The 16,696-nt window shown below is 45.2% G+C and carries 20 protein-coding genes; all 20 read left to right on the top strand.

The features are described from left to right. Positions 1-4 precede the first annotated feature (4 nt). On the top strand, positions 5-1,165 hold the full coding sequence (locus DMI82_RS07850; RefSeq protein ID WP_110103029.1) for an FtsW/RodA/SpoVE family cell cycle protein: 1,161 nt from the start codon (positions 5-7) through the stop codon (positions 1,163-1,165). Positions 1,166-1,306: 141 nt separating this feature from the next. Then, a complete protein-coding gene (gene acpP / locus DMI82_RS07845; RefSeq protein WP_015524431.1) occupies positions 1,307-1,540 on the top strand; it encodes an acyl carrier protein in 234 nt (77 codons plus the stop codon). A 174-nt stretch (positions 1,541-1,714) separates the two neighbouring features. Next, positions 1,715-3,169, top strand: a complete 1,455-nt coding sequence (gltX, locus tag DMI82_RS07840; RefSeq protein WP_015524432.1) for a glutamate--tRNA ligase — start codon at positions 1,715-1,717, stop codon at positions 3,167-3,169. Then, complete coding sequence (locus tag DMI82_RS07835) at positions 3,156-5,018, top strand: ATP-dependent helicase (RefSeq protein ID WP_330409222.1); 1,863 nt, start codon at positions 3,156-3,158, stop codon at positions 5,016-5,018. The genes gltX and DMI82_RS07835 overlap by 14 nt, the downstream gene beginning before the upstream one ends. Continuing rightward, positions 5,015-5,563, top strand: a complete 549-nt coding sequence (locus DMI82_RS07830; RefSeq protein WP_110103006.1) for a 4'-phosphopantetheinyl transferase family protein — start codon at positions 5,015-5,017, stop codon at positions 5,561-5,563. Before DMI82_RS07835 ends, DMI82_RS07830 begins: the two co-directional genes overlap by 4 nt. Before the next feature lie 17 nt (positions 5,564-5,580). After that, positions 5,581-6,729: a YncE family protein gene (locus DMI82_RS07825; protein WP_022426373.1), complete on the top strand. Its 1,149-nt coding sequence runs from the start codon at positions 5,581-5,583 to the stop codon at positions 6,727-6,729. 84 nt (positions 6,730-6,813) lie between these two features. Continuing rightward, positions 6,814-7,746 (top strand): stage III sporulation protein AA, encoded by a 933-nt coding sequence (spoIIIAA, locus tag DMI82_RS07820; RefSeq protein WP_110103005.1) that lies wholly within the window; start codon positions 6,814-6,816, stop codon positions 7,744-7,746. After that, positions 7,731-8,249 carry a stage III sporulation protein AB gene (locus tag DMI82_RS07815; protein ID WP_158526436.1) on the top strand — a complete coding sequence of 173 codons (519 nt, stop codon included), beginning with the start codon at positions 7,731-7,733 and terminating at the stop codon, positions 8,247-8,249. The genes spoIIIAA and DMI82_RS07815 overlap by 16 nt, the downstream gene beginning before the upstream one ends. A gap of 58 nt (positions 8,250-8,307) precedes the next feature. After that, positions 8,308-8,502: a stage III sporulation protein AC gene (gene spoIIIAC, locus DMI82_RS07810; protein WP_021650700.1), complete on the top strand. Its 195-nt coding sequence runs from the start codon at positions 8,308-8,310 to the stop codon at positions 8,500-8,502. A 15-nt stretch (positions 8,503-8,517) separates the two neighbouring features. Next, positions 8,518-8,904: a SpoIIIAC/SpoIIIAD family protein gene (locus DMI82_RS07805; RefSeq protein ID WP_110103003.1), complete on the top strand. Its 387-nt coding sequence runs from the start codon at positions 8,518-8,520 to the stop codon at positions 8,902-8,904. Continuing rightward, on the top strand, positions 8,901-10,043 hold the full coding sequence (locus tag DMI82_RS07800; protein ID WP_110103002.1) for a stage III sporulation protein AE: 1,143 nt from the start codon (positions 8,901-8,903) through the stop codon (positions 10,041-10,043). The genes DMI82_RS07805 and DMI82_RS07800 overlap by 4 nt, the downstream gene beginning before the upstream one ends. Beyond that, on the top strand, positions 10,040-10,612 hold the full coding sequence (locus DMI82_RS07795; RefSeq protein WP_158526435.1) for a stage III sporulation protein AF: 573 nt from the start codon (positions 10,040-10,042) through the stop codon (positions 10,610-10,612). The genes DMI82_RS07800 and DMI82_RS07795 overlap by 4 nt, the downstream gene beginning before the upstream one ends. Continuing rightward, complete coding sequence (locus DMI82_RS07790) at positions 10,578-10,892, top strand: stage III sporulation protein AG (protein WP_021650696.1); 315 nt, start codon at positions 10,578-10,580, stop codon at positions 10,890-10,892. Before DMI82_RS07795 ends, DMI82_RS07790 begins: the two co-directional genes overlap by 35 nt. 11 nt (positions 10,893-10,903) lie before the next feature. Further along, a complete protein-coding gene (locus DMI82_RS07785) occupies positions 10,904-11,728 on the top strand; it encodes a SpoIIIAH-like family protein (protein ID WP_110103000.1) in 825 nt (274 codons plus the stop codon). Positions 11,729-11,815: 87 nt separating this feature from the next. After that, positions 11,816-13,405 (top strand): peptide chain release factor 3, encoded by a 1,590-nt coding sequence (locus tag DMI82_RS07780; RefSeq protein WP_022426368.1) that lies wholly within the window; start codon positions 11,816-11,818, stop codon positions 13,403-13,405. Between the two features lie 80 nt (positions 13,406-13,485). Next, a complete protein-coding gene (locus DMI82_RS07775) occupies positions 13,486-13,872 on the top strand; it encodes an Asp23/Gls24 family envelope stress response protein (protein ID WP_015524453.1) in 387 nt (128 codons plus the stop codon). A 32-nt stretch (positions 13,873-13,904) separates the two neighbouring features. Next, positions 13,905-14,381 carry a transcription antitermination factor NusB gene (nusB, locus tag DMI82_RS07770; RefSeq protein WP_015524454.1) on the top strand — a complete coding sequence of 159 codons (477 nt, stop codon included), beginning with the start codon at positions 13,905-13,907 and terminating at the stop codon, positions 14,379-14,381. Beyond that, a complete protein-coding gene (xseA, locus tag DMI82_RS07765) occupies positions 14,378-15,583 on the top strand; it encodes an exodeoxyribonuclease VII large subunit (RefSeq protein ID WP_022426367.1) in 1,206 nt (401 codons plus the stop codon). The genes nusB and xseA overlap by 4 nt, the downstream gene beginning before the upstream one ends. After that, positions 15,583-15,801, top strand: coding sequence for an exodeoxyribonuclease VII small subunit (xseB, locus tag DMI82_RS07760; protein WP_021650691.1), 219 nt, complete (start codon positions 15,583-15,585; stop codon positions 15,799-15,801). The genes xseA and xseB overlap by 1 nt, the downstream gene beginning before the upstream one ends. Further along, positions 15,791-16,678 carry a polyprenyl synthetase family protein gene (locus DMI82_RS07755; protein ID WP_044960972.1) on the top strand — a complete coding sequence of 296 codons (888 nt, stop codon included), beginning with the start codon at positions 15,791-15,793 and terminating at the stop codon, positions 16,676-16,678. Before xseB ends, DMI82_RS07755 begins: the two co-directional genes overlap by 11 nt. The last annotated feature ends 18 nt before the right edge of the window (positions 16,679-16,696 follow it).

Genomic DNA, 16,696 nt, shown 5'->3' with positions numbered 1-16,696 from the left:
TAGAATGAAAAAAACTCTGCTTAACAGAAAAAAGCAGAATAAGAAATCTGATTATTATGATTATAATCTGGTAGCTGTTATTGTACTGCTGGTGTGCTTTGGACTGGTCATGCTTTACAGTACCAGTTCATATATGGCAGAAGTGAATTATGGCAACGATATGTTTTATTTTAAGAAACAGGTACTGATCAGTGCAGCATGTCTGATCGGAGCGTTATTTATTTCAAAAATACTGGATTATCATATCCTTCTTCCTTTTACAACTGCGTTGTATGTGGCTTCGCTGATCCTTATGGGACTTGTGCGGACTCCGCTGGGACATTCCTCTCATGGTGCTACCAGATGGCTGTATATCGGACCGATCAACTTTCAGCCTGCCGAGCTGGCAAAGATCGCGGTTATTATCATGATGGCTTACATGATCGGAAAAATGGGACGAAAGGTGAAAACTTTAAAGAGCTGTATGATCCTGGGACTTCCGGGGGCAGGACTTGCGCTTGCGGCTTATATACTTACAGATAACCTGAGTACAGCCATGATCATTTTGGGAATAACAGTTGGAATGGTGTTTGTGGCACATCCGGATATGCGTCCGTTTATTGCTGTGGCAGCGGCAGGAGTGATCCTTATTGTGATCGGAGTACTTTTTCTGGTTGCGACGACCAAGAATAGTGACAGCTTCCGTGTTATGCGAGTACTTGTATGGCTTCAGCCTGAGAAATATTCCGATGAAGGCGGTTATCAGACGCTGCAGGCATTGTATGCCATTGGCTCCGGAGGGCTTTTTGGCCGCGGGCTTGGAAATAGTATCCAGAAGCTTGGAAGTGTTCCGGAAGCACAAAATGATATGATCTTTTCAATTATCTGTGAGGAGCTTGGAATTTTCGGAGGGATTTTTGTACTGATCCTGTTCGGATATCTTTTGTACAGGTTGTTTTTTATTGCGCAGAATGCACCGGATCTGTTTGGCTCACTGATCGTTACCGGGATTTTTATACATATTGCGCTGCAGGTGATCCTTAACATTGCCGTTGTACTGAATCTGATGCCCAATACAGGTGTCACCTTGCCCTTTATCAGTTACGGAGGAACGTCCATTGTGTTCCTGATGCTGGAGATGGCAATAGCTCTCAGCGTGGCCCGTCAGATAAAATTTCAAGAGTAAAATAGTTTTAAAATCAAAATATTTTTGCTCTGGAGCCATTTTTTGGGAAAATCCTCTTGACAACTGTTTTTGCAGACTATATACTTTGCTCAAAAAGAGGAAACAGATTCGATCTGTAACGATTAAAGGAGAGAATAAGACATGTTAGAAAAAATGAAAGAAATGCTTGCAGAGCAGTTAAATTGTGAGGCATCTACAATCACACCGGAGACATCTTTCAAGGATGATCTTGGTGCAGATTCTCTTGACCTGTTTGAACTGGTCATGGCTCTTGAGGATGAGTACAATGTTGAGATCCCGGCAGAGGAGCTTACAGATCTGAACACAGTTGGAGATGTGATCGATTATCTTAAGAACAAAGGCGTAGAAGCATAAGCAGAAATCTAGGATCCTCTGGGACGACAGTGTCTCAGAGGATTTTTTTTGTATATGCGAAGATACATGAGAGGGATGGCAGGGTATTCCGCCGGAAAACCTATGGACATTTTGAAGGATTTGGGTATATAATAGCACCTATAAAGAGAAACAACAAAAATGAGGAGAAAAGAAATGACAAAGATCAGAACAAGATTTGCACCGAGCCCTACAGGAAGAATGCATGTGGGTAATTTAAGAACAGCTCTTTATGCTTATTTGATCACAAAACATGAAGGCGGAGATTTTATCCTCCGTATTGAAGATACAGACCAGGAACGTTATGTGGAGGGAGCTGTAGATATCATCTACCGTACTCTTGAGAAAACAGGACTTCTCCATGATGAGGGACCGGACAAGGATGGCGGATTTGGCCCGTATGTACAGAGCGAGCGTCAGGCAACAGGCATGTATCTGAAATATGCCAAACAGCTTATTGAGCAGGGAGATGCATATTACTGCTTCTGCGGCAAGGAAGAACTGGAAAGCATGAAACGTACTGTTGCAGGTAAGGAGATCTCTATTTATGACAAGAGATGTCTCCATCTTTCCAAGGAAGAGGTTCAGCGCCGTCTGGATGCAGGTGAGCCGCATGTTATCCGCTTTAATATGCCAACAGAGGGAACCACTACATTCCATGATGTTATTTACGGAGATATCACCGTTAACAATGAGGAGATGGAGGATTTGATCCTGATCAAATCTGACGGTTATCCGACCTACAACTTCGCAAATGTAATTGATGATCACCTTATGGGAATCACACATGTTGTAAGAGGTAACGAATACCTTTCCTCTTCACCGAAGTATAATCGTATTTATGAGGCATTCGGATGGGAAATCCCGACCTATGTTCACTGTCCGCTGATCACAGACGAGACACATCAGAAGCTTTCCAAGAGATGTGGACATTCTTCCTATGAAGATCTGATCGATCAGGGATTTGTGACAGAGGCAGTGATTAACTATGTTGCACTCCTTGGATGGAGCCCGGCAGACAACCGTGAGATCTTTTCTCTTCCGGAGCTTGTGGAGGCATTTGATTATCATCATATCAACAAATCACCGGCAGTTTTTGACATTGCCAAGCTGAAATGGATGAATGGTGAGTATATCAAGAAGATGGATCCGGAGGCATTCTATGAGAGAGCACTTCCGTATCTGAAAGAAGTTCTGAAAAAAGACTTTGATCTTAAGAAGATCGCAGGAATGGTTCAGACCAGAATTGAAGTATTCCCGGATATTCCGGAGCTTGTAGATTTCTTTGAGGCAGTTCCGGAGTATGACAGTGCGATGTACCGTCACAAAAAGATGAAAACAACAGAGGAGACTTCTCTTGCAGTTCTCAAGGAAGTGCTTCCGGTACTGGAAGCGCAGGAGGATTATACCAATGATCCGCTGTATGCATCTTTAAGCGCTTTTGTAAAGGAGCACGGATATAAGAATGGTTATGTTATGTGGCCGCTTCGTACAGCAGTATCCGGCAAGCAGATGACACCGGCCGGTGCAACAGAGATCATGGAGATCATTGGCAAGGAAGAGACACTGAAACGTGTACATGCAGCAATCGAAAAGCTTGAAAATAAATAAGAGTGTGATCGATAATCCAGTTATGAAACGAAATCCATCTCAGAAAAGGGCGATCGCCCACCTGTCAGGACCTATGATGGTTCTGGCAGGCCCCGGTTCGGGGAAAACTTCCGTCATAGTAGAAAGAACAGCACATATGATCCAGGAAGGGAAGATACCGGCTTCCTCTGTTCTTGTTGTGACTTTTTCCAGGGCAGCAGCAGTGGAAATGAAAGAACGGTTTCTGAAATTTACCGGTGTTCAGCGAACCGGCGTTACTTTCGGGACTTTTCACGGAGTGTTTTACGGGATCCTCAAACAGGCTTATGGTCTGAATGGAGGAAATATCCTGTCAGAAGAAGAAAAATATGCGATCTTAAGAGAACTGGTGGTAAACTGTGCTGCAGAACAGTCCCAGGAAGGGGATTTTGTGGAAGATATTGCCAAGGAGATCAGTGTTGTAAAAGGTGGAAGGATCTCTCTGGAACATTATTATTCTTCCTGCTGCCCGGATGAAGTATTCCGACAGATTTTTCAGGGATATCGAAAAGTCCTGAATGAAAGAAGAAAACTTGACTTTGATGATATGCTGTTAAGCTGTTATGAACTTCTGAAAAAGCGAAAAGATATCCTGTCTGCATGGCAGAAGAAGTTTCACTATATTCTGGTGGATGAGTTTCAGGATATCAATCATCTTCAGTATGATATCGTGAAGATGCTGGCAGCACCGGAGAACAATCTGTTTGTGGTGGGAGACGATGATCAGTCTATCTATCATTTCCGTGGCGCTCACCCGGAGATCATGCTGAATTTCCCGGAAGATTTTAAAAATGCGGAGACGGTGATCCTGAATATCAATTACCGGTGCAGTGGAAATATCTTGGATACAGCCATGAAGGTGATCGATCATAATGAAAACCGTTATGTGAAAAAACTTTCCACACCAAATGAACCGGGAGAGCCGGTGCAGATAAAAGAATTTCGAAATCCCAGAGACGAATATATGGCAGTTGCAGGCCTGCTGCGGAATCGGATGGAAGAAGGGGATAATATTGAAGATACAGCGCTGCTTTTCAGGACTAATCAGGAAGCCGAAGGACTGGTCGCTGCGTTGATGGAGTATGGGGTTCCTTTCACTATGAAGGAAAAACTGCCCAACCTGTTCCGACACTGGATCTGCCGGAATATGATCGCTTATTTGAAAATGGCAGAAGGAGACCGGAGCCGCAGTACATTTCTGGAGATCATGAACCGGCCAAACCGATACATAGCCAGAGACGCTCTGACAGAAAAAAACATTGATTTTAAAGCATTGGGAGAGTTTTACAAAGACAAGGACTGGATGTGTGACAGGATCACAACGATGGAGACACATCTTCGGATCTTAAAGACTATGGCCCCTTATGCAGCCATTAATTTTATCCGGAATGGCATGGGATACGAAGAATACTTGCAGGAATATGCAAGGTATCGTAAAATAAAACCGGAAGAGCTTATGGAAACCCTGAACCGGATCCATGAAAGTGCCAGAGGAATGAAAACATTGGAAGAATGGATGGCCTATATGGACGAGTATACCAGAAAGCTGGAAGAACAGGCGAAGAAACAGGATGTGAAACGGGAAGGAGTGGTGATATCCACTCTTCATGCGGTCAAAGGTCTGGAATATGACAATGTATATATCATGAATGTAAATGAAGGCAGCATGCCTTATCGGAAGGCAGTCCTGGAGGCACATCTGGAGGAAGAACGGAGGCTTTTCTACGTTGGTATGACACGGGCAAAGAAGAAACTCTGCCTGTATTATGTAAGACAGCAGTATGAGAAGGAACGGGAACCGTCCCGTTTTCTTGAGGAGGCCGGATTATGAATGGGATTATTTATTATACGAAGATCAGAGATGAATATAACAGCAAGAACATGGAGCATATGATCGGGGAAAAGCTTCTGGAAATCGGACTTGAGCGGGAATTTGGACGGAAGCTTGCTTTTGAGCCTCGGTCAAAGGGGGAACATGGGAAACCGTTTTTTACCCTGCTTCCAAGAATTCATTATAATATCACACATTCCGGAAAATATGTGATGTGTCTGTTTGCCGGAGAAGAGGTGGGCATTGATGTGCAGATCCACAAGAAGGTAAATTACGAACGGCTCCTTGAAAGAATGGTGCCGGCAGATATGATACGGGAAATCCTGGATGCAGATGATATGGAGAAAGCCTTTTTTGCCCAGTGGGTTTTGAGAGAGGCATATATCAAATGGACCGGAGAGGGACTGTCCAGGGATCTGCGTACGATTTCCATGGATAAGGGAAATTACATAATGCTGGAGCTGGAACCGGGATACAGTGGTGCGATCTGGTCCAGAGACAGCCTGGAATTACGATTTGAATACGAAGACATCATTTTGAGATAGCAAATAGAGACGATGAAATGAACAAAGAGATGAAACACAGCTTCAGGATTTTCATTCTGAAGATCCTGGCAGTTGTTTTTGTGCTGTGCATATGTTATTTTTTATATGCATTTGTTTACCGTGCAAAAACTGAGCTGCCCACAAAAGCTGTGGTGACAAACCGAGGTGCTGCAGTGTATACACTGCGGGGACAGAAACAGATGCTTTCCCAGAAAGAGGATTTTTCTTATTTTGCCTTTGATGGGAGAGAAAAAGAGAAGGAATATGGAACATATGTCATTCCCGGGCTGAAGAATACCAGGACGCTGCTCACAAAAAAAGGTGCCACTCCTGCCATGTGTACATCCATGACGCCTCAGGGACTGGCGGTTACAGAGGATTATGTGCTGGTCAGCGCTTACTGCAGCACACAGAAACATAATTCGGTCATTTATGTGATCGATAAGGAAAAGCATAATTTTATTAAAGAAGTGATACTGCCTGGACAGCCTCATGTGGGAGGACTTGCCTATGACCCGGAGCATAAGTTATTATGGTATTCCTCCAATATCAACGGGATCGCACAGGCAGTGAGTATAAAGATGGATACAATAGAAGCCTACGATTATGATGACAGCCATCTGCCGGTGGATACTTTCCAGATAGTCAGTCTTTATGGGATCGTGAGAGATTCTTTTATGACCTTTTATGAGGGGTGTCTGTATGTAGGCTGCTTTGAAAAATATAACGAAAGTGTAATTGCACGATACGGAGTTGACGAAGAGGGAAAACTGATCAATACCATGGACGAGAAACTGGGCATGGATTTTGAAATGGCAGTTCCGTTGGATTATTCCACCATATCGGAGCAGGTTCAGGGAATTGCTTTTTATAATGATAAGCTTTTGATCTCTCATTCTTTTGGAATCCTGCCATCCAGGCTGGTATTTTATGAACAATCCGATAAGCGTTTGTATGTAAACGAGAATTCTGCCAGAACTTATCGTTTTCCGGAACGACTGGAACAGATCGTGGTGGAGGGTGACAGTCTTTATGTGATGTTTGAATCCTGTGCCTATGCATACCGTGCGTCCTCCGTAAATATTGTGGATCGGGTCCTGAAGCTGAATCTTTCGAAGATGGAGACCTATGACGAAGAAGAAAGTCTTTTTTTTCTGTCGGAATAAAGAAAAAACGAGAGAGCATCAAAAAAGACAACAGGTACTAAATCCGGCATGTCCGCAATATATTTAAGTGTAAGAGGTGAAAACATGGACGCAAACCAGATCCAGAACCTGTTTGCCAGTAATGTCCGCCAGCTTCTGGTGGATGCAGACCTTGATTATGATAAATTATATGAGATACGTCTCCGCGTAGGAAGACCTCTGTTCCTCACTTATGATGGGGGAGAATGTTTCCTCCGGCAAAAAGATACAGAACCTTATCTGGTTACGCGGGAAGATCTTAAGGAAACACTGGAGTATGTCAGCGGTTATTCCCTGTATGCTTATGAAGATGAGATTCGCCAGGGGTTTTTGAGTGTACAGGGTGGGCACCGTGTAGGAGTTACCGGAAAGGTGATCCTGGACGGAAACCGTATCCGTGGGATGAAATATATTTCCTGCATCAATGTCCGTCTGGCACATGAGATCCAGGGATGTGCAGAAGAAGTGCTGCCATATATCCAGACAAGAGAGCAGATCATGCATACCTTGATCGTCTCTCCGCCCAGATGTGGGAAGACCACGCTTCTTCGGGATATCATCCGGCAGATGAGTAATGGATGGGGAAATATTTCCGGTGTTACGGTAGGAGTAGTCGATGAGCGCAGTGAGCTGGCCGGATGCTATCAGGGGATCCCTCAGAATGACCTTGGAATGCGTACGGATATCCTGGACGGCTGTCCGAAAGCAGAAGGGATGCAGATGCTGATCCGGTCAATGTCGCCGGTTGTGGTTGCTGTGGATGAACTTGGAAAAGAAGAAGATTTCAAGGCTGTGGAATCAGTTATCCACTGTGGATGTCGTCTGATCGCAACTGCACATGGAGCTTCCATGGAAGAAACATTATCCCAGCCGTTTTTGCGGAAATTGTGGGAAGCGCGGGTTTTCCAGAGATATATTTTTCTGGGAAAGCATGAACGTGCAGGAATCGTGGAAGGAATCTATGATGAAAACGGGAAATGCCTATGTACCGGATTGTAGGATGTATTCTGGTAGTGGTTGCAGGAGCCGGAATGGGATTTTCCGGAAGTATGAGACTTTCGGAGCAGATTCGTATACTGGAAAAACTGCTTCAGATGGTGATCTGCCTGAAAGGCGAGATCCGCTGCGGGAATGCATCACTGCCGGATGCTTTTTATGGAGCAGCAGGAAGAATGAATGGAAAATACAGAGAGTTTCTCATCAGTGCCGCGGACAGGATGAAAGCGGGAACAGGAGAAAAACTTTCACAGATATGCAGGGAATGTGCGGAAAGCGCCCTGAAAAAAAGCTGCCTTACCCATGGGGAAAAGGACGCTTTTTTTTCTTTCGGAGAATATCTGGGCTATATGGATCTGGAAATGCAGATGCGACAGCTTTCCCTGTATGAAAATAATCTGGAAGCAGAGATTTTGAAGCGGAAAGCGGAGGTTTCCGGAAAGAAAAAACTGTACCAGGGAATTGGGATTCTTGGAGGCCTGCTGCTTGCGGTTCTCCTGGTATAGTATTGTTTATCAGACAGTAGTAAGAAGGACAGGCTTTCAGAAGAAAAGGAGGGATCATTTGGAGGTCAGTATCATATTTAAGATCGGTGCAGTAGGGATCCTGGTCTCTGTTCTTTCTCAGATCCTGAAACATAGCGGAAGGGAGGAACAGGCTTTTCTGGTGAGTTTTTCAGGACTTCTTTTAGTACTGTTCTGGATCGTGCCGTATATTTATGAACTTTTTAAAAATATCCAGCAGCTTTTTGTACTGTAGGGGAGGGAAAGAACCGTGGATATTCTGAAGATTTCTGTTCTGGGAGCGGCAGGGGTTCTTCTGGGGATTCTTCTGAAAGACCGCGCACCGGAGTATGTAAGCCTTGTTACGATGGGAATAGGTCTTGTGATACTGGGATTAGTGGTAGGGAAGATCAGCTATCTGTTCCAGTCCCTGGAGAGACTGAAACAGAGTCTCCCGATTGATGGAAGCTATATCACTACTTTGCTGAAGATGATCGGGATCACCTATATCGGACAATTTTCATCCGGTATATGCAGAGATGCAGGATATTCCTCCACTGGTGCACAGATCGAACTGTTCTGCCGGTTATCTGTAATGGTTTTAAGTATGCCGGTTCTTCTGGCACTGCTGGATACTATACAGGGATTTCTTGCATGAAAAGATATTGGTCAGAGATTTGTGCAGCCCTGTTTCTGGCTGTAGTTATAAACTGTTTTGGCGGTGTGATCGTTTATGCTTCTTCGGCGGAACAACAGATCACAGATCAGATGGAGCTTACCAACCTGCAGTCCATGGTAGATGAGATGCTTGGAGAAAAAACATTTTCTGTTACAGAAGCGTTTCACAGACTGTTGTCAGGGGAAGAGGTGCTTTCGGAGGAGAGTGTGCGGGAATTTTTGCACAGTCTCCTTTTTTATGGCATTGAAAGAGAAAAAGAGCTGATCGTGAAGTTACTGCTTCTGCTGTTGTTCGCTGCCGTTTTTTCCGGGTTTGCCGGTGCCTTTGATAACGGGCAGGTGGGAGAGATCAGTTTTTATGTGGTGTATCTTCTTGTTTTTACTCTTCTGATGAACAGTTTTTCCGGTTTGAGTGCATCACTGCTTTCAATGCTTGCGTGGATCACGGAGTTTATGAAGGAACTCTCACCGGTGTATTTTATGGCAGTGGCAGCAGCGTCAGGTGCATCCAGTGCAGCTGCTTTTTATCAGGGAGTACTGCTTCTGGTGTGGCTTTTTCAATGGATCCTGGAACGAGTACTGCTTCCCGGAGTGAGTTTATATATTCTTCTGAGATTTGTGAATCATCTTTCCAGGGAAGAAATGCTGGGAAAAATGGCTGAGCTGATCGAGACTGTGATTTCCTGGGGGCTTCGGACATTACTTGGAGTGGCAGCAGGACTGCAGGTGGTGCGTGGGCTTGTAGCTCCGGTAATGGATTCTCTGAAGCGGAGTGCTGTGGGAAAAACTGCAGGTGCTCTTCCTGGGATTGGGAGCGCGGTAAATGCAGTTACGGAACTGGTCCTTACCACAGCTGTTCTTGTAAGAAACAGTCTGGGCATTGCGCTTTTACTGGTGATCCTGGCGGTGGGGGCGGGGCCATTGGTCCGATATGGACTTTTGTCACTGACCTATCGCTTTCTGGCGGCTGCGGCGCAGCCTGTATCAGACAAACGGCTGGTAGAAGCCTTTGGCACCATGGCAGAGGGATGTGCACTTCTGATGAGAATCCTGTTTACTGCGGAAATTTTATGTATGCTTACATTTCTGATCCTGATGGCAGGAGGAGGCTTGGGATGAGAACAGAACTTTATCAGTGGATGAAAAGCCTGGCTTTTTTTCATGTACTTACTACAGCACTTCTGCATATTCTGCCTGATAAGCGTTATGAGCAGTATATACGGCTGTTTATGGGGCTTCTGTTGGTGCTTTTGATCTGTACGCCTATATTTGCCGTAGTGGGAAAAAGTGAAGAACTTCTGTCCGGATTCAGCAATAATTATGGGAGAGAAGAACAGGTACGTATGAAGACAGAAGCAGAAGGAATAAGGGAAACATTTCTTAAAGGAGCATATGAACAGGAGTTGAAGGATCAGGTTCAGGGTATCCTCAGGAAAGAAGGGGTTTTTTCGGCAAAAACAGAAGTAGATATGGAGAAAGAGCTTCAGCTGACCATAACACTTTATGGAACAGTCACAGAAAAACAGAGGGAGGCGGTGAAAAATGAGCTCGAAAGAATCTGCGGACTCAGGAAAGGACAGTATCAGATCCTGGCTTCTGAGGATGGGATGGAAGGAGTGGGGAGTTTTCCTTCTTCTGGGAATCCTTCTTCTGGTGGCAGGACTTCCGGTAACCCGAAAGAACAGTAAAACAGCAGAGGATCAGAATGCGGAGAAAACCCGCCTGGAGAGCCGCCTTGAGGAACTGCTTTCCAATGTGGAAGGAGTCGGAGAAGTGGAAGTGATCATTATGACCGGGGATGAGGGAAATACGGAAAACTTTTCCATAAGCAGCAAAAATGAAGTTACCGGTGTGCTGGTGGCGGCTCAGGGAGCAGGCAGCGCAGTGACAGTCCAGAATATTCAGCAGGCAATTATGGCATTATTTCAGATCGACGCTAATAAAATTAGAATAATGAAAATGAAATGAGGAGAGTAGAAGTGAAAAAGATCATGAAGAAAAATCAGGTAATCATCACCTCGCTGGCCATTCTCATTGCTGTGGCCGGATATCTGAATTTCGCAGATGTGGATCTGGGATTTAAGGATAAGGAGACGAGTACAGACAGCAGCAGTATCCTGGATGATGTGGATTATGACCTGACCGATGAAACAGCCCTTCTGGATGAGAACGGGGCAGATGGCACAACCCAGTCGGAGGTGATGGATACCGCATCCCCGGGCGAGGCCGTACTTACCGGTGCTTCGGATTTTGCAGCACAGGCAAAAGTCAGCAGGGAGCAGGTGCGTTCCCAGAACAAAGCGGACCTGCAGGCGATCATCAGTAATAAAGACATCAGCGATGAGGAAAAACAGAATGCCATTAACACAATGGTTTCCATGACAGATCTTACAGAAAAAGAGGCGGCTGCAGAGCTTCTTCTGGAGGCGAAGGGCTTTGAAAATGTGATCGTAAATCTGACGGGTGAAACTGCGGATGTTGTGGTGCCGGATGCAGATCTGGAGGATGCAAAACGTGCACAGATCGAGGATATTGTAAAGAGGAAAACCGGTGTGGCAGCAGAGAGCATTGTGATCACGCCTCTAAGTCAAAGTAAAAATGCATCGGATGTCATAAATACTGCAGATGAAGCTGAAAAAAATACGGGAGGTGCAGAGGATAATGCGGAAAGTACAGGTGAGGAGGTGCAGGATACCGCTGCATCTGTGGAAAGCGATCCGGCGGATCAAACATCTGAGGACGCAGAGACGGCTGCAGATATCCAGAACGATCAGACTATTGATACAGAGGGAATTTACGACTGAATTGCCTTGACAGCAAAGCCTTGTCTATACTAGAATAGGAAAGGTTATAGTAAAATAGAGATATCAGAGAATATACAGGAGGCTCACGTGTCGAAGTATACGAAAGAAATAGAAAAAAGAAGAACATTTGCCATCATCTCTCATCCGGATGCTGGTAAAACAACATTAACAGAAAAATTTCTGCTGTATGGAGGGGCCATCAATCTGGCCGGAAGTGTAAAGGGTAAGGCTACGGCCCGCCATGCAGTATCAGACTGGATGGAGATCGAGAAGGAAAGAGGTATTTCCGTTACTTCATCCGTTCTTCAGTTCCATTATGACGGATATTGTATAAACATTCTGGATACACCTGGACATCAGGATTTCTCCGAGGATACCTACCGTACATTGATGGCTGCGGATTCAGCAGTTATGGTCATCGATGGATCCAAGGGTGTTGAGGCACAGACCCGTAAGCTTTTCAAGGTCTGTGTTATGAGACACATTCCGATCTTTACTTTTATCAATAAGATGGACAGAGATGCCAACGATACTTTTGATCTTCTGGATGAGATCGAAAAAGAGCTTGGTATTGCAACCTGTCCGATCAACTGGCCAATCGGCTCCGGTAAGAAATTCCGGGGTGTGTTTGATCGTAATACAAAGAAGATCCTTACCTTCTCCGATACACAGAAGGGCACCAAGGAAGGTGTGATAGAAGAGATTGATATTAATGATCCCCGTGCAGATGAGGTCATGGATCCTGAGCAGAAAGAGCAGCTGATGGAAGAAATCGAGCTTCTGGATGGCGCAAGTGCGGAGTTTTCTCAGGAAGAGGTCAGCAAAGGACAGCTGACACCGGTATTTTTCGGTTCTGCTCTTACCAACTTTGGTGTGGAAACATTTCTGGAGCATTTCCTGAAGATGACCACTTCTCCGCTTCCGAGAACTGCAGACTGCGGACCGGTAGATCCTATGAGTGATGATTTTTCAGCCTTTGTATTTAAGATCCAGGCGAATATGAACAAGGCTCACAGAGACCGTATCGCATTTATGAGGATCTGTTCAGGCAAGTTTGATGCGACCAAAGAGGTTTATCATGTGCAGGGAGACAAGAAGATGCGACTTCTTCAGCCGCAGCAGATGATGGCAGAATCCCGTCATGTTGTGGAGGAGGCTTATGCAGGTGATATCATCGGTGTCTTTGACCCGGGTATTTTTTCTATTGGAGATACCATCTGCGCACCTGGAAAGAAATTTGCCTTTGAGGGGATCCCGACCTTCGCGCCGGAGCATTTCGCACGTGTGCGTCAGATCGATACCATGAAGAGAAAACAGTTTGTAAAAGGTATCAACCAGATCGCTCAGGAAGGTGCAATCCAGATATTCCAGGAGTTTAACACCGGTATGGAAGAGATCATTGTGGGTGTTGTAGGTATCCTGCAATTTGATGTCCTGAAATACCGTCTGGAGAATGAGTATAATGTAGATATCCGCCTGGAAACACTTCCATATGAGCATATCCGCTGGATTGCCAACAAGGAGACTGTAAAAGTAGACAAGATCGTGGGAACTTCTGATATGAAGAAAGTCACAGACCTTAAGGGAAATCCGTTGCTGCTCTTTGTCAATGCATGGAGTGTTGGCATGGTTGAGGACAGAAACCCTGATCTGGTACTGACAGAATTCAGTAAATAAGCCCTTTTATTTCATAACTTTTTTTGATATAATAGTATAAAATTACGAACAAAAATATTATATCCGTAGGAGGGTTTCCCATGGCAGAAAAAAGAACAACATATAAGATACAGGATTTGGGCGGAATCGGTGAAGTTCACATTGCAGATGAAGTTGTTGCAATCGTTGCAGGACTTGCAGCAACAGATGTGGATGGAGTTGCTTCCATGGCAGGAAATATCACCAATGAGCTGGTAAGTAAACTTGGAAAGAAGAATCTGTCCAAGGGCGTGAGAGTAACCATTCTGGAAGGAGTCGTTACCGTGGATCTGTCATTGAATATCGAGTATGGCAGAAACATTCTTGAGACAAGCAAGAAGGTTCAGGAGAAGGTTAAATCCGCTATTGAGAATATGACAGGGCTTGAGGTTGCAGATGTAAATATTCATATTGCCAGCGTGGATATGGAGAACGAAAAAGGAAAGTAAACCTTTCCTTTTTTCCGTCTTAGGAGGAAATTATGAGAAGAAGAGAACAGAGAGAACATGTATTTAAACTTATGTTTATGACAGAGTTTAATTCAGAAGAAGAGATGACAGAACAGCTCTCTCTTTATTTTGAAGGTCTTGGAGAACTTTCAGAACAGGACCAGGAATATATGAAGAAGAAGTACGCACATGTGAAAGAACATCTGGAAGAGATCGATGCACAGCTGAACAGTGCAAGCCGTGGATGGAAGACAAAGCGTATGAGCCGTGTGGATCTTGCGGCACTTCGTCTAGCAGTATATGAGATGGAATATGATGCAGACGTACCGACAGGAGTAGCTATCAACGAAGCGGTAGAACTTGCCAAAAGATTTGGCGGAGATGCTTCCGGCTCCTTTGTAAATGGAGTACTGGGTAAGATCGCATCTGAGAAGGATGAAAAGAAAAACGAGGAGGAGACTGCTGACACAGAAGAGAAGGCAGCAGAAGCCCCGGAAGAGAACGCATGAGAAATGTCTATTCTGTCGGTCAGGTAAACCATTATGTCAAAAATATGTTTACCCAGGATTACTTTCTCCGGAAAGTCTATGTAAAGGGAGAGGTATCCAACTGTAAATACCATACCAGTGGACATATTTATTTTTCCCTGAAGGATGAAACAGGCACATTAAGCTGTGTGATGTTTGCGGGACACCGTAGGGGTCTTGCTTTTCGCATGAAGGACGGGGATAAGGTAGTTGCAGGCGGAATTGTAGACGTATATGAGAGAGACGGGCGTTATCAGCTTTATGCAAAAGAGATCACACTGGAAGGTGCTGGTGCCCTCTATGAACGGTATCTGGCACTGAAACAGGAACTTGAGGATATGGGGATGTTTGCACAGGAATATAAGCAGCCCATTCCTCATTTTATTCATACCCTTGGCGTGGTGACAGCACCTACTGGTGCAGCAGTACAGGATATCCGCAATATTGCAGGCAGAAGGAATCCATATCTGCAGGTGATCCTTTATCCGGCACTTGTGCAGGGAGAGGGAGCGGCGCAGAGTATCGTAAAGGGAATCCGGATGTTGGATAAAGCAGGGGTGGACGTGATCATCGTCGGCCGTGGAGGTGGCTCTATTGAAGATCTCTGGGCCTTTAACGAGGAGAGCGTTGCCCGTGCTATTTTTGAGTGCAGGACACCGGTGATCTCGGCAGTGGGACATGAGACGGATTTTACCATTGCGGATTTTGTAGCAGACCTGCGGGCACCTACACCATCTGCTGCAGCAGAGCTGGCAGTGGATGATTTTCGCAGTGTTCTGGAGAGCTTTCATATGTACGGAGACCGTCTGCAGCGTGCCATGAACAGTAAGACAGAACTTTTTGCCGCAAAACTTAAGGCCTATGAGAACAGATTCCAGTATCTGAGCCCGGAGTCCATGTTACGTGAAAAACGTCAGTATGCATCGGAGCTGGAGGAATGCCTGCGTTCTTCCATGGAACAAAAGCTTACAGAGAAAAGACATGAACTGGCAATATGGATCCAGCGGTTTGAGGGACTTTCTCCATTAAGAAAGCTAAATGGAGGATATGCATTTGTGTCCGACTCAGACGGACATGCGGTGACAGAGATCAGTCAGATAAAAAAAGGTGACAGGATCTCCATTGCAGTAACCGATGGAGTCATAGAAGCAGTTGCGGATCGCATCAGGAAGGAAGAGCGATAATGGCAGAAGCAAAGAAAGAAGAGAAATCCATAGAAGATACTTTTGGGGAGCTTGATCTGCTTGCCCGGAAGCTGGAGGATAAAGAAACACCTCTTGAGGAGTCTTTCCGCCTCTACAGACAGGGAATGGAGCTCCTAAAGGATCTGAACGGAAGACTGGATACTGTAGAAAAAAAGATGCTTCAGATGAATGAGGATGGGACATTTCGTGAATTTTAAGGAAGAACTGAAAAGAAGAACAGAAGAAGCAGAACATGTGATCCGGGAATATCTTCCGGAAGAATCCGGTTTTGCAAAAACCATGGCAGAGGCCATGAATTACAGTATGACGGCAGGTGGAAAGAGACTCCGCCCGATCCTGATCAGGGAAACCTACGAGCTGTTTGGAGGAAAGGATAAGCTTTGTGAGCCTTTTATGGCGGCTATGGAGATGATCCATACACATTCGTTGATCCATGATGATCTCCCTGCACTGGATAACGATGATTACCGAAGGGGAAGGCTGACCACACATAAAGTATACGGAGAGGCCATGGGCGTTTTAAGCGGTGTGGCACTCCTTAACAGAGCTTATGAAGTGATGCTTTCCGCCTTTGATCTGACCGAGGATAAAGACCGTGTGATAGCCGCCATGCGGATCATTGCAGATAAGACCGGCATCAACGGTATGCTTGGTGGACAGAGTGTTGATGTGGAGAATGATGGGAAACCTCTGGAACACAAGATGCTGGATTATATTTACAAAAACAAGACCTCCGCATTGATCGAGGCTTCCATGATGACCGGTGCTGTGCTGGCAGGGGCATCTGAGAAAGAACTTAAGGTTGTGGAGCAGGCTGCAGAAAACATCGGGCTGGCTTTTCAGATCCAGGATGATATCCTTGATGTGACCAGTACCCAGGAGGAACTGGGAAAACCGATCCACAGTGATGAAAAAAACAACAAGGTTACCTATGTAAGCCTTGTTGGAGCCCCGGCAGCAGCCAGCAGGGTTAAAGAACTTTCTGACCATGCGGTAGAACTTTTAGACGACCTTGACAGGAAGAACGGATTTCTGGATCTTCTTGTGGAAAGTCTTGTCAGCCGCAGGAAATAGAAAGAACAAAGGAAGGGT

Source organism: Blautia sp. BCRC 81119 (genome assembly GCF_003184505.1).
Classification (GTDB): domain Bacteria; phylum Bacillota; class Clostridia; order Lachnospirales; family Lachnospiraceae; genus Blautia_A; species Blautia_A fusiformis.
Note: the sequence above shows the minus strand (reverse complement) of the source record. Positions and strands in the feature narration are given on the sequence as shown.